A 13,813-nucleotide genomic window follows, 5' to 3' on the forward strand; every position below is an offset into this window, starting at 1 on the left:
TTCGGCGGGGTTTTTTTATGCCTGTTTGCCGGATGGCGGCGCAAGCGCCTTATCCGGCCTACGAAGGTATCAGCGAGCGCTGTAGGCCTGATAAGTGCAGCGCATCAGACAAATAAAGGGCATTGCAGAGGAATTGAGTGTGTTGCTTTATGAAGTGATGGTGGTGGGGGAAGGATTACTCAGCGCTACGCGCTTCGCCCTTCGGGTCGTTGCCTGTGGCAACGCTTTCTCGCTACGCTCGAATCGAACCTTAGTCGAAACTTCTCATCCTTCCCGCATGGGTGGAATATGGGGCATTAGAGATTGATTTGCTGTTGGTGCTTTATGAAGTGATGGTGGTGGGGGAAGGATTCGAACCTTCGAAGTCGATGACGGCAGATTTACAGTCTGCTCCCTTTGGCCGCTCGGGAACCCCACCAGGGGTATACTAATTTTATGAATCTACAGGAATGAGTGGTGGTGGGGGAAGGATTCGAACCTTCGAAGTCGATGACGGCAGATTTACAGTCTGCTCCCTTTGGCCGCTCGGGAACCCCACCACAGGGTAAATTCATTATGCTGCTTGCATTCTATAGCGGGAAGGATTATTCGGAGCTAAAGCTCCTCACCCTTCGGGCCGTTGCCTGCGGCAACGTTCTCTCACTATCGCTCGAGTCGAACCTTGAAGTCGATGACGGCAGATTTGCAGTCAGCTCCCTTATGATCGCTCGGGAACCCCACCACGGGGTAATGCTAATTACTGGCCTGCTTCCGTTGGAAGCGGGGCGCATCATATCAAATGATGCGCCCCTGTAAAGCATTCCGTTGATAAAAAAGAACTGGTTGCCTGATTTTTACACGTAAAGATGTAAAGGTAACCAATTAACTTATCAATCGATTACAGAATAATCGTTCGGTTACCGTAAACAAAGACGCGTTGAGCCAGAACCTGATACAGCGCACGGCTTAATACATTTTTTTCAACGTCGCGACCCGCGCGCATCATATCTTCGGCGGTGTAGGTGTGATCAACATGGATCACGTCCTGCATAATGATTGGGCCTTCATCGAGGTTATCATTCACGTAGTGGGCCGTCGCGCCGATGATCTTCACGCCGCGTTCATAAGCCTGATGGTATGGACGAGCACCAATGAATGCTGGCAGGAATGAATGGTGAATATTGATAATTTTATTCGGAAAGCGTGAAACAAATGTCGGGGTCAGAACGCGCATGTATTTAGCCAGCACGACATAGTCCGGCTGGTGGGCGTCGATAGCATCAGCCATTTTCTGATCATGTTCGTCACGTGTTAAACCTTCATGGCTCACCAGCTCAAACGGAATATCAAACCGTTCAACCAGAGGACACAAGGTCTCGTGATTGCCGATCACCGCGGCGATTTCAACATCCAGCCCGCCATAATTGGCCTTCATTAATAAATCGCCCAGGCAATGCGCTTCCTTGGTGACCAAAATGACGATGCGGCGGCGGCCTGCTGGGGTTAATTCACGAATCGAGCCTTCAGGTAAGGCGCTGTCCAGATCGGCAAGCAGCGTGACGTCGTTAAAAATGCCCTCCAGTTCGGTGCGCATAAAAAAGCGTCCGGTACGGTGGTCCACAAACTCATTGTTCTGCACGATGTTCAGTTCATGCTTGTAACAGATATTCGTAATGCGCGCGATCAGACCTTTTTGGTCCGGGCAAATAGTACGCAGCACTTTTCGTTGTAATGAATGCATTTGCAGCGGTGATCCTGTTGAGAATGTTTGCAAAATTGATACTGTCGGGCGTTGATTAGCCGCAGCACTTTTTAAATTTTTTACCTGAGCCACAAGGGCAGGTATCGTTTCGTCCAATTTGAGGGCGTGTACCGTCTATATAGTACCACTGACCGTTTTCTTTTAAAAAACGAGAGCGCTCGATAATTGCACCTGTTTTACCTTGTTCAGAAAACCGTGCGACAAAACTGACGTAGCCGATATTTTCTGTGTCTGCCGTCTCTTGTTCAAAAACGGTCAGTCCAAGCCATTCGGTATGAGTAAATCCTGCGATAATGTCGTCGCGAAACTCGGCCGCATGACAATCCGGATGCCAGGTCCTGATAAGGTAATCTGCGTCTTTCATCACAAAAGCACAGTAACGAGAACGCATGAGGTGTGACGGCGTAGGTGCTACTTGCGCGCCGGACACATAACGGTAGCAACATAGGCTATACTCGACAGCGCTACCACAGGGACAAAGCTGAGACACAAAGTACTCCCTGGAATATAAAAACGGCGTAAAAACGCCAGAGTGGCACTATGTTAACTGAGCGGTAGCTATGTTGCTACGTCTGCAAGCCAGGGGAAGTTTGTACGTATAATGAGAAAAATAAAAATTGGGCTGGCGCTAGGTTCCGGCGCGGCGCGAGGTTGGTCGCATATTGGCGTTATTAAAGCCCTTAAGCATATGGGCATTGATGTTGATATCGTGGCAGGGTGCTCCATCGGTTCGTTGGTTGGCGCTGCCTACGCCTGCAATAAGCTGCCTGCTCTCGAAAAGTGGGTCTGTTCTTTCAGCTATTGGGATGTTTTACGGTTGATGGATCTCTCGTGGCGCAGGGGAGGTTTACTGCGCGGTGAACGGGTATTCAATCAGTACCGTAATGTGATGCCGGTAGAAGCAATTGAGCAATGTACTCGCCGTTTCGCAACAGTGGCTACCAATCTGAGTACGGGTCGGGAACTTTGGTTCACCGAAGGTGATTTACATCTGGCTGTCCGGGCCTCCTGCAGTATTCCTGGCTTGATGTCACCTGTGGCGCACAATGGTTACTGGCTGGTCGATGGTGCGGTGGTGAATCCTGTCCCTGTCTCCCTGACTCGCGCGTTAGGGGCCGATATTGTTATAGCGGTCGACCTGCAACACGATGCGCATCTCATGCAACAAGATTTACTCTCCTTCAACGTCAATAGCGATGCCGAATCGGGTGATGATGCTGACGAACTCTCATGGCATGCCCGTCTGAAAGAACGCTTGAGCAACATTACGGCCAGGCGTGCAGTAACTGCACCCACGGCGATGGAGATTATGACGACGTCTATTCAGGTTCTGGAAAACCGACTGAAACGTAATCGCATGGCCGGTGACCCTCCAGACATTCTGATTCAGCCGTTTTGTCCACAAATATCCACGCTGGATTTTCACCGCGCCAGTGCGGCAATTGCTGCCGGGCAGTTAGCGGTCGAGAAGAAAATGGATGAGCTTCTACCCCTAGTGAAAACCAACGTCTAACGCATTTTTTATCAACACTTAAGCTAATTCTGACAGGCGTGAGTGGCAATAGCATGCCACTATTTATTAAAGCCAGTCAGGGGGGAGAATATGACGCAGCCATTGGTCGGAAAACAGATTCTTATCGTTGAGGATGAGCCGGTATTTCGCTCACTCATGGACTCATGGTTTTCCTCTTTGGGAGCGACAACGGCGGTAGCTGGTGACGGACTTGAAGCACTGGACTTGCTTGGGCATTTTAAACCCGACCTGATGATCTGCGACCTGGCTATGCCAAGAATGAACGGTCTCAAACTGGTTGAGTATTTACGCAATCGTGGCGATCAGACCCCGATACTGGTGATTTCTGCGACGGAAAACATGTCCGACATAGCCAAAGCGCTACGACTCGGTGTGGATGACGTCCTGTTGAAGCCGGTGAAAGACCTTAATCGCTTGCGAGAAACCGTCTTTGCCTGTCTTTATCCCAATATGTTTAATTCACGTGTGGAAGAAGAAGAGCGGCTATTTCGCGACTGGGATGCGATGGTGGACGATCCTGCCGCCGCCGCGAAGCTGCTAAAAGAATTACAGCCTCCAGTGTCGCAAGTGATTTCGCACTGTCGCATTAACTATCGGCAATTGGTGGCAGCCGACCAACCGGGGCTGGTGCTGGATATTGCGCCGCTGTCGGATCATGACCTTGCATTCTATTGCCTTGATGTGACGCGGGCAGGGGATAATGGCGTGCTGGCTGCATTATTACTGCGAGCGCTATTTAATGGTTTACTGCAGGAGCAACTGACACAACAAAATCAACGGTTGCCAGAGCTAGGTACGTTATTGAAACAGGTAAATCATCTGTTGCGGCAAGCCAATTTACCAGGGCAGTTTCCCTTGCTGGTGGGGTATTACCACAGCGGATTAAAAAATCTGATTCTGGTATCGGCAGGGCTGAATGCGACATTAAATACAGGTTCCCACCAAGTGCAAATCAGCAATGGCGTTCCGCTGGGTACCTTAGGTAATACGTATCTTAATCAGCTGAGCCAACATTGTGAGTCATGGCAATGCCAAATTTGGGGGGCGGGAGGTCGCCTGCGCTTGATGTTGTCTGCAGAATGAACAATTGAGAGGCGTGTAAATGAAATTGGTTCACCCTCCTCATGCTGTGAGTGCTACTATCAGCGCCAGTTTTATTCGTATTTATCTTAATTATACCGACGCGCGTCCTTTTCAGACCAGAAGCTTGTCGCTGTACTGATATACTCGGATGCGATACAGAATGATGAACACGTTCAATACATGAACAGTCCAGGAGAGTTTTAAATGGCTGCCCTTAATTCAAAAGTCAAAAAAGCCGTTATCCCGGTTGCGGGATTAGGAACCAGGATGTTACCGGCTACGAAAGCAATCCCGAAAGAGATGCTACCGTTGGTTGATAAGCCATTAATTCAGTACGTCGTAAACGAATGTATTGCTGCGGGCATCACTGAAATTGTACTTGTAACTCACTCGTCTAAAAATTCCATTGAAAACCACTTTGATACCAGCTTTGAACTTGAAGCGATGCTGGAAAAACGTGTAAAACGCCAGCTGCTGGAAGAAGTGCAATCTATTTGTCCGCCACATGTGACTATTATGCAGGTGCGTCAGGGGCTGGCTAAAGGTCTGGGCCACGCGGTATTGTGCGCGCACCCTGTGGTTGGCGATGAACCGGTAGCTGTAATCCTGCCGGACGTAATTCTTGATGAATACGAATCTGATTTATCCCGCGACAACCTTGCCGAAATGATTCATCGTTTTGATGAAACAGGTAGCAGCCAGATTATGGTTGAACCGGTAGAAGATGTTACGGCTTATGGTGTTGTTGATTGTAAAGGCGTTGAATTATCCCCGGGCGAAAGCGTTCCGATGGTTGGCGTGGTTGAAAAACCAAAAGCTGATGTTGCGCCTTCTAATCTGGCCGTTGTGGGTCGTTACGTTCTTAGTGCCGATATCTGGCCTCTGCTGGCTAAAACCCCTCCGGGAGCGGGTGATGAAATTCAGCTGACAGATGCTATCGATATGCTGATTGAAAAAGAGACGGTTGAAGCTTATCACATGAAGGGCAAAAGCCATGACTGTGGTAATAAACTGGGCTATATGCAGGCGTTCGTTGAATATGGTATTCGCCATAATACTCTCGGCGCCGAATTTAAAGCCTGGCTGGAAGACGAGATGGGTATTAAGAAGTAACCTTCTGGTATTATCTGGTCAGAACGGCGCTGTATTAACAGCGCCGTTTTTTTTATACCTAATCCGGGTAGGGTTGAACGAAGTACCGGTAAAAAAAATCCCGCCAGTGGCGGGATTTTAAGCAAACTATTTCTGAATTATTCCTTGATCAGGAAATCGTCCAGTTGTTTACCTTGTTCTTCCATCGCTTTTTTGATCACTGCCGGTGTACGACCCTGGCCAGTCCAGGTTTTAGTTTCACCGTTTTCGTCAACATAGCTATATTTAGCCGGACGTGCAGCGCGTTTAGCTTTGGTGCCAGATTTAACAGCAGCCATGCTATTCAGCAATTCGTTCGGATCAATGCCGTCAGCGATCAGCATTTCACGATATTGTTGCAGTTTACGAGTACGTTCTTCAACTTCAGCAGCAGCAGCGCTTTCTTCTTCGCGACGCTCGCTAACTACAACTTCTAATTTTTCCAGCATTTCTTCAAGCGTTTCCAGAGTGCATTCTCTTGCCTGCGCACGAAGAGTACGGATGTTGTTCAGAATTTTAAGTGCTTCGCTCATTGTAGTAATCTCAAACTTATATTGGGGTGGTTTGTTGAGCTAATAATAGAGCGATAAATTCAGTTGTGCAATAGCCAGGAATGTAAGGAATTCAAAATTGCGCTTTATTTAGTATCAGAATTAATTCTCCTGTCTTAAATTCCCCATGATGTTGGGCATAAAAAAGGCTTATTGGCGAGGGGGCTTCTCAGCGGCTGAGAGTAAAAATTCAAGATTCAGGTCACATTTTATGGTGTACAAATAGTATCTCTTTGCAGTGATTTCAACCTTTTGTATTAGTTTTGCTTACGTGAATTCGCTAATACATGGCGACAGTGGGTAGATTCAATAACAATATGGGAAGGGTTTCTTTATTGCCGTATGATGATAAGTGACATTGATAAATTTCATGAGCACTATTTGTGAAAGAGTGTGTATATACGCGTCCGAGCACAGGCTGTTTGGTCGATGGTTGTATGCTCTTTCACTATCCGTTACTTAAATTCAGGCGGCACTGTGCGAGCTTGCCCGCTCATTTATACGCCTTTGCGGCCAACGCTACACCGACATGTTCGTGAAATATGATACAATCCAGCCCATATTTATTTCCCCTCGTGAGGGCCTTCGGTCAATGGCACAACTATATTTTTACTATTCTGCAATGAACGCAGGTAAGTCGACTGCCTTGTTGCAATCTTCGTACAATTATCAGGAACGTGGGATGCGTGCCGTTGTATATACAGCGGAAATTGATGACCGTTTTGGTGCTGGAAAAGTAAGTTCACGTATAGGTCTGTCGTCACCTGCAAAATTGTTTAACCAAAATTCATCATTGTTCGAAGAGATTCGCGCTGAGAATGCGCAGCAAAGAATTCACTGTGTACTGGTCGATGAGTCTCAGTTTCTGACCCGACAACAGGTTTATGAATTATCTGAAGTTGTCGATCAACTGGATATTCCTGTTTTGTGTTACGGCTTACGCACTGATTTTCGTGGTGAGTTATTTGGCGGCAGCGAATACCTGCTTGCGTGGTCAGATAAACTGGTTGAATTAAAGACCATTTGTTTCTGTGGCCGTAAGGCCAGCATGGTATTACGCCTTGATCAGGCTGGAAGACCTTATAACGAGGGCGAGCAGGTGGTTATCGGCGGGAATGAACGCTATGTGTCGGTATGTCGTAAACACTACAAACAAGCGCAGTCTGAGGGCTCTCTGACGGCGATACAAGAACGACACAGCCACGATTAACCCTGTACGCTTCTGAGCGCTTATAAACACAGGGTAGGCCGGAACCTTCGTCAATGTTCTCTACCCTGTCAGACTCTTTTCTGACGGCTGGTCTCACATCTTCCTGAATACATCTCTTACACTGCCATTCTATTCACATGGTTAAATTGTGTATTCCCCGATTTTCATAACACAAGACGAAAAAAACGGCCCCAATTGGGACCGTTTATGATGAAGCTAAAACTTATCTGAGCAAATTAAGCGGATTTCTTCGCTTTCTTTTCTGCTTTCGGTGCAGCTACTGCTTCAGTCTTAGCGGCGGTCTGACCTTCGCTATACTCACGACCGTAGTAGGTATCCAGCAGGATCTGTTTCAGTTCAGAAATCAGCGGGTAACGTGGGTTAGCACCAGTACACTGGTCGTCAAACGCATCTTCAGACAGTTTGTCCACGTGTGCCAGGAAGTCAGCTTCCTGAACGCCAGCTTCACGGATAGACTTAGGAATACCCAGTTCAGCTTTGATTTCTTCCAACCAGCCCAGCAGTTTCTGGATTTTCGCGGCAGTACGGTCACCCGGTGCGCTCAGACCCAGATGGTCTGCGATTTCAGCGTAGCGACGGCGTGCCTGCGGACGGTCGTACTGGCTGAATGCAGTCTGTTTAGTCGGGTTGTCGTTCGCGTTATAACGAATAACGTTGCTGATCAGCAGGGCGTTCGCCAGACCGTGAGGAATGTGGAACTGAGAACCCAGTTTGTGCGCCATTGAGTGACATACACCCAGGAAGGCGTTAGCAAACGCGATACCAGCGATAGTTGCTGCACTGTGTACACGCTCACGCGCTACCGGGTTCTTAGAACCTTCATGGTAAGACGCTGGCAGGTTTTCTTTCAGCAATTTCAGCGCTTGCAGAGCCTGACCGTCAGAGAACTCAGAAGCCAGTACTGAAACGTAAGCTTCCAGAGCGTGAGTGACGGCATCCAGACCACCGAACGCACACAGTGACTTCGGCATATCCATAACCAGGTTGGCGTCAACAATCGCCATATCCGGAGTCAGCGCGTAGTCTGCCAGCGGGTATTTCTGCCCAGTTGCATCGTCGGTAACGACCGCAAACGGAGTCACTTCAGAACCGGTACCGGAAGTGGTGGTAACTGCAACCATCTTCGCTTTTACGCCCATTTTCGGGAACTTGTAGATACGTTTACGGATGTCCATAAAGCGCAGTGCCAGTTCTTCGAAGTGAGTTTCCGGGTGCTCGTACATAACCCACATGATTTTCGCGGCGTCCATCGGGGAACCACCACCCAGTGCGATGATTACGTCTGGTTTGAAGGAGTTAGCCAGCTCAGCACCTTTGCGAACAACGGTCAGAGTCGGGTCAGCTTCAACTTCAAAGAACACTTCGGTTTCAACGCCAGCAGCTTTCAGAACGGAGGTGATCTGGTCTGCATAACCGTTGTTGAACAGGAAGCGGTCGGTCACGATCAGCGCACGTTTGTGACCATCGGTAATCACTTCATCCAGTGCGATTGGCAGAGAGCCACGACGGAAGTAGATAGATTTCGGAAGTTTGTGCCACAACATGTTTTCAGCTCGCTTAGCAACGGTTTTCTTGTTGATCAGGTGCTTAGGACCAACGTTTTCAGAGATGGAGTTACCACCCCAGGAACCACAACCCAGTGTCAGGGAAGGTGCGAGTTTGAAGTTGTACAGGTCACCGATACCACCCTGAGAAGCAGGGGTGTTGATCAGGATACGTGCGGTTTTCATCATCTGACCGAAGTAAGCAACACGCTCTGGCTGGTTGTCCTGGTCAGTGTACAGGCAAGAGGTATGACCGATACCGCCCATCGCAACCAGTTTTTCAGCTTTGATGACTGCGTCTTCGAAGTCCTTCGCACGGTACATTGCCAGCGTCGGAGACAGTTTCTCGTGAGCAAACGGTTCGCTTTCGTCAACAACCTTCACTTCACCGATCAGGATCTTGGTGGTTTCTGGTACGGAGAAGCCTGCCAGTTCAGCAATCTTGTATGCCGGCTGACCAACGATAGCTGCGTTCAGCGCGCCATTTTTCAGGATAACGTCCTGAACTGCTTTCAACTCTTTGCCCTGCAGCATGTAGCCGCCGTGAGTCGCAAAACGCTCACGTACTGCATCATATACAGAGTCAACCACGACGACAGACTGCTCAGAAGCACAGATTACGCCGTTATCGAAGGTTTTAGACATCAGAACAGATGCAACAGCACGTTTGATATCAGCGGTTTCGTCGATAACCACAGGGGTGTTACCTGCGCCTACGCCGATAGCCGGTTTACCGGAGCTGTATGCCGCTTTAACCATGCCTGGACCACCGGTCGCAAGGATCAGGTTGATGTCCGGGTGGTGCATCAGCGCGTTAGACAGTTCAACGGAAGGTTGATCGATCCAGCCGATCAGATCTTTCGGTGCGCCAGCAGCGATTGCTGCTTGCAGAACGATGTCAGCTGCTTTGTTAGTTGCATCTTTTGCGCGCGGATGCGGAGAGAAGATGATGGCGTTACGGGTCTTCAGGCTGATCAGTGATTTGAAGATTGCAGTAGAAGTCGGGTTAGTGGTTGGAACGATACCGCAGATGATACCAATCGGTTCAGCAATGGTAATGGTACCAAAAGTGTCGTCTTCAGACAGCACACCACAGGTTTTTTCATCTTTGTAAGCGTTGTAAATGTATTCAGAAGCGAAGTGGTTTTTAATCACTTTATCTTCGACAATACCCATGCCGGATTCGGCAACGGCCATTTTCGCGAGAGGAATTCGAGCGTCTGCGGCAGCCAGAGCGGCGGCACGGAAGATTTTGTCAACCTGTTCTTGAGTGAAACTGGCATATTCACGCTGGGCTTTTTTTACGCGCTCTACAAGTGCGTTAAGTTCAGCGACATTAGTAACAGCCATGATGCTCTCCTGATAATGTTAAACTTTTTTAGTAAATCATCTGCTCGATACGAGAGTATAGACAGACCGACGAAAATTTGTGTAATGGTTTGAAAATCAAACGGTTAATTAACGTCCACTTTACTTTGATTTACTAAAAGAGCTTATACGCTAGCGCCTGTTAACTCTAACGCGTTACCTCCAGGTGGCGTAAGCAAGATTACTCACTTCTGAGTAGTAATTGCGTGATCTGGATCAAAAATTCGCAAAGCTGACACCTTTCAGCAGGCCCTTTTAGCGTTTCTCGTTAAGTGTTAATAAATTGGCGTAATGAATGCTAATAACATTAGCATATTTAATACATATTAATAACACTGAGTATTGGTAGCGTATTTACATTGATATACGAAGATAGAAGGTGAAGTATGCTGACAAAAGGCGTATCTTCAGCGCGGATTTTATCAATTTTATGACTCATTTTATCCGGCTAACGCTTCGGAGCTAACCGTGATCCAAACGCTATTTGATTTTCCTGTCTATTTTAAATTTTTCATTGGGTTATTTGCGTTGGTCAACCCGGTAGGGATCATCCCCGTCTTTATCAGTATGACCAGCTATCAAACTGCCGCAGCACGAAACAAAACCAACCTCACGGCAAACCTTTCGGTCGCAATCATCCTGTGGACTTCGCTGTTTCTTGGTGATGGTATTCTGCAACTCTTCGGCATCTCAATTGACTCGTTCAGGATCGCTGGCGGCATTCTGGTTGTGACTATCGCGATGTCAATGATTAGCGGAAAACTAGGGGAAGATAAACAAAACAAACAGGAAAAATCAGAAACCGCAATCCGTGAAAGTATCGGCGTTGTGCCGTTGGCATTGCCGTTGATGGCGGGGCCGGGGGCGATAAGCTCAACTATTGTTTGGGGGACGCGATATCATAGTGCGATTAACCTGTTTGGCTTTTTTGTAGCGATTGCGTTGTTTGCCCTGTGCTGCTGGGGGCTGTTCCGCATGGCACCATGGTTAGTGCGCCTGTTGGGCCAAACCGGTATCAACGTCATTACGCGTATTATGGGGCTGCTGTTAATGGCTTTGGGTATCGAATTTATCGTTACAGGCATCAAATCCATTTTCCCTGGTTTGCTGGCCTGAAACCTCTCTTCTGTGCAAACGGAGTCGTGTCCGGCTCCGTTTCCTTTCATTATCAGTAAAACTTCTCACTAAAGTTGAAAATCAGCAGAGCAATAATAAAAAATGCTGATGATTAACTCTCCTGTTAGCCATTGATTCTAAAGATATAACACGTCCCAGTACGCCCGGCGAAGACCGATACTGCTGTTATTTTATTAACATCATACTGTGGGGCTTGCTGAAGGATTATCGAAATGTTATTAGTTATTTCAGCCTTTATTTCAGATGAATGTGCTAATTAATAACCAATTGTTAAATTTATGTGCATTTTGACATGGCGTTGACTTAGGAAAGGATGGTTAACACCATGGTCGACATAATGCATTGATTTTTGTGAACTTCCCATAATAAATCTTCATTCGTAAGACTTTTTAAGTGAGATTTATTTCCAATAAAAGAGAATTGGTTAACAAATTTGTAAAATGTATTGGCGGTTAAGAAACGCATTTGATACTTTCCGGCCAAGTATTATGCAGAAGAATTCACGTTGATGAGAATCATTTGCAGTTAGTTTCTCTCAACAGGGTAATAGCGTGTTTCCGGCAGGGGAGGCACGTAGAGAATCGACGCAAGGCGATCATACGAATCGCCAGAATAAATAAAGTCGGTGATAGCAAGCAGTAAAACAATAAACCACCTGACGGCAGAAAATCTCCGGTGCCGTACAGGGATCCTAACAGGATTAACAGTCTGGTTAAAAAACCAGCCATAATAATGAGGGAGTACAACACAATGACTAACATCACTAAAAAAAGTTTAGTAGCTGCGGGGATCTTAACTGCGCTAGTCGCAGGAAATGTTGCCACGGCGGCAGTAGTGCCAGCGGGTGTGCAGCTTGCTGAAAAGCAGACTCTGGTGCGTAATAACGGTTCGGAAGTGCAATCACTCGATCCCCATAAAATCGAAGGTGTACCTGAATCCAACATTAACCGTGACCTGTTTGAAGGTTTATTAATCAGTGATGTCGATGGCAAACCATCGCCTGGCGTGGCTGAAAAATGGGAAAATAAAGATTTTAAAGTCTGGACATTCCATCTGCGTAAAGATGCTAAGTGGTCTGACGGCACGCCTGTTACCGCGCAAGATTTCGTGTATAGCTGGCAACGTTTGGCTAATCCAAATACTGCATCACCGTATGCCAGTTATTTGCAGTACGGTCATATTGTCAACATTGATGATATTATCGCCGGTAAAAAACCGGTCACCGATCTGGGCGTAAAAGCTCTCGACGATCATACTTTTGAAGTTACCCTCAGCGAACCCGTTCCTTATTTCTACAAACTGCTTGTGCACTCTTCCGTTTCACCGGTTCCCAGAGCGGCTGTTGAAAAATTCGGCGAGAAGTGGACCCAGCCCGCTAATATCGTTACTAACGGTGCGTATAAACTGAAAGACTGGGTTGTGAACGAGCGCATTGTGCTTGAGCGTAATACCAACTATTGGGACAACGCCAAAACGGTTATTAACCAGGTAACCTACCTGCCTATTTCTTCTGAAGTGACTGATGTTAACCGCTATCGCAGCGGTGAAATCGACATGACCTATAACAACATGCCGATTGAGTTATTCCAGAAACTGAAAAAAGAGATCCCGAACGAAGTCCACGTTGACCCGTATCTGTGCACCTATTATTACGAAATCAACAACCAGAAAGCACCGTTCAACGATGTTCGTGTTCGTACCGCCCTGAAGCTGGCGTTGGATCGTGACATTATCGTCAATAAAGTGAAAAACCAGGGTGACCTGCCAGCATATAGCTTTACTCCTCCATACACCGATGGTGCGAAACTGGTTGAGCCAGAGTGGTTCAAGTGGTCTCAGGAAAAACGTAATGAAGAAGCGAAGAAACTGCTGGCTGAGGCCGGATATACCGCTGAGAAACCGCTGACCTTTGATCTGCTGTATAACACCTCAGACCTGCATAAGAAGCTGGCTATTGCCGCGGCATCTATCTGGAAGAAAAATCTGGGTGCTAATGTGAAGCTGGAAAACCAGGAATGGAAAACGTTCCTCGATACGCGCCATCAGGGCAACTATGATGTTTCACGTGCGGGCTGGTGTGCGGACTATAACGAACCGACGTCCTTCCTGAATATGGTGCTGTCCGACAGCTCCAATAATACCGTCCACTATAAGAGCCCGGCATTTGATAAGCTGATTGCGGATACGCTGAAAGTGACGGATGAAGCGCAGCGCAGCGAACTGTATTCGAAAGCGGAACAGCAGCTGGATAAAGATTCTGCGATTGTACCGGTTTATTACTATGTTAACGCCCGCCTGGTGAAACCATGGGTTGGCGGATACTCCGGTAAAGACCCGATGGATAATATCCACGTTAAAGACTTGTATATTATCAAGCATTAATGGCAAGACGTGGGGCAATCATATTGCCCCACAGTGTCTTTTTCTTCGAACTATATATACCTCTTTAGACAAAGAGAGGTATACCCTAAATAATTCACGTTGCAGGAAGGC

10 protein-coding genes, 2 tRNA genes and 2 other RNA genes are annotated in these 13,813 nt (G+C 47.4%); 6 read left to right on the forward strand and 8 right to left on the reverse strand.

All coding sequences use genetic code 11. The annotated features are described in order from the left end of the window. Positions 1 to 158 precede the first annotated feature (158 nt). From SK38_RS23605 to SK38_RS04690, 6 genes are all read right to left on the reverse strand, one after another. A non-coding RNA gene (locus tag SK38_RS23605) (RtT sRNA) lies at positions 159 to 289 on the reverse strand. 44 nt (positions 290 to 333) lie between these two features. Continuing rightward, a tRNA-Tyr gene (locus tag SK38_RS04670) sits at positions 334 to 418 on the reverse strand. A gap of 36 nt (positions 419 to 454) precedes the next feature. Further along, positions 455 to 539, reverse strand: a tRNA-Tyr gene (locus SK38_RS04675). 28 nt (positions 540 to 567) lie between these two features. Further along, a non-coding RNA gene (locus SK38_RS23610) (RtT sRNA) lies at positions 568 to 709 on the reverse strand. A gap of 168 nt (positions 710 to 877) precedes the next feature. Further along, on the reverse strand, positions 878 to 1,720 hold the full coding sequence (gene purU, locus SK38_RS04685) for a formyltetrahydrofolate deformylase (protein WP_048235261.1): 843 nt from the start codon (positions 1,718 to 1,720) through the stop codon (positions 878 to 880). 55 nt (positions 1,721 to 1,775) lie between these two features. Further along, positions 1,776 to 2,231, reverse strand: coding sequence for a YchJ family protein (locus tag SK38_RS04690; protein ID WP_008784957.1), 456 nt, complete (start codon positions 2,229 to 2,231; stop codon positions 1,776 to 1,778). Positions 2,232 to 2,342: 111 nt separating this feature from the next. On the opposite strand from SK38_RS04690, the gene rssA reads away from it, so the two are divergent. From rssA to galU, 3 genes are all read left to right on the forward strand, one after another. Next, positions 2,343 to 3,254, forward strand: a complete 912-nt coding sequence (gene rssA / locus SK38_RS04695) for a patatin-like phospholipase RssA (protein WP_008784956.1) — start codon at positions 2,343 to 2,345, stop codon at positions 3,252 to 3,254. 90 nt (positions 3,255 to 3,344) lie between these two features. Further along, positions 3,345 to 4,358, forward strand: a complete 1,014-nt coding sequence (gene rssB / locus SK38_RS04700; RefSeq protein WP_032943688.1) for a two-component system response regulator RssB — start codon at positions 3,345 to 3,347, stop codon at positions 4,356 to 4,358. 204 nt (positions 4,359 to 4,562) lie between these two features. Then, positions 4,563 to 5,471, forward strand: a complete 909-nt coding sequence (gene galU, locus SK38_RS04705; protein WP_003020727.1) for a UTP--glucose-1-phosphate uridylyltransferase GalU — start codon at positions 4,563 to 4,565, stop codon at positions 5,469 to 5,471. A 137-nt stretch (positions 5,472 to 5,608) separates the two neighbouring features. On the opposite strand, the gene hns is transcribed toward galU, so the two are convergent. Then, positions 5,609 to 6,022 carry a histone-like nucleoid-structuring protein H-NS gene (gene hns, locus SK38_RS04710; RefSeq protein WP_003020723.1) on the reverse strand — a complete coding sequence of 138 codons (414 nt, stop codon included), beginning with the start codon at positions 6,020 to 6,022 and terminating at the stop codon, positions 5,609 to 5,611. Between the two features lie 610 nt (positions 6,023 to 6,632). Here hns and tdk point away from each other — a divergent pair. Continuing rightward, complete coding sequence (gene tdk / locus SK38_RS04715) at positions 6,633 to 7,250, forward strand: thymidine kinase (RefSeq protein ID WP_008784954.1); 618 nt, start codon at positions 6,633 to 6,635, stop codon at positions 7,248 to 7,250. A gap of 236 nt (positions 7,251 to 7,486) precedes the next feature. On the opposite strand, the gene adhE is transcribed toward tdk, so the two are convergent. Continuing rightward, positions 7,487 to 10,165 (reverse strand): bifunctional acetaldehyde-CoA/alcohol dehydrogenase, encoded by a 2,679-nt coding sequence (gene adhE, locus SK38_RS04720; protein WP_008784953.1) that lies wholly within the window; start codon positions 10,163 to 10,165, stop codon positions 7,487 to 7,489. A 486-nt stretch (positions 10,166 to 10,651) separates the two neighbouring features. On the opposite strand from adhE, the gene ychE reads away from it, so the two are divergent. Continuing rightward, a complete protein-coding gene (gene ychE, locus SK38_RS04725) occupies positions 10,652 to 11,299 on the forward strand; it encodes an NAAT family transporter YchE (RefSeq protein ID WP_003020714.1) in 648 nt (215 codons plus the stop codon). Positions 11,300 to 12,070: 771 nt separating this feature from the next. Further along, positions 12,071 to 13,702 carry an oligopeptide ABC transporter substrate-binding protein OppA gene (oppA, locus tag SK38_RS04730; protein ID WP_048216252.1) on the forward strand — a complete coding sequence of 544 codons (1,632 nt, stop codon included), beginning with the start codon at positions 12,071 to 12,073 and terminating at the stop codon, positions 13,700 to 13,702. Positions 13,703 to 13,813 lie beyond the last annotated feature (111 nt).

It is taken from the genome of Citrobacter sp. MGH110 (genome assembly GCF_001037515.1).
GTDB lineage: Bacteria > Pseudomonadota > Gammaproteobacteria > Enterobacterales > Enterobacteriaceae > Citrobacter > Citrobacter portucalensis.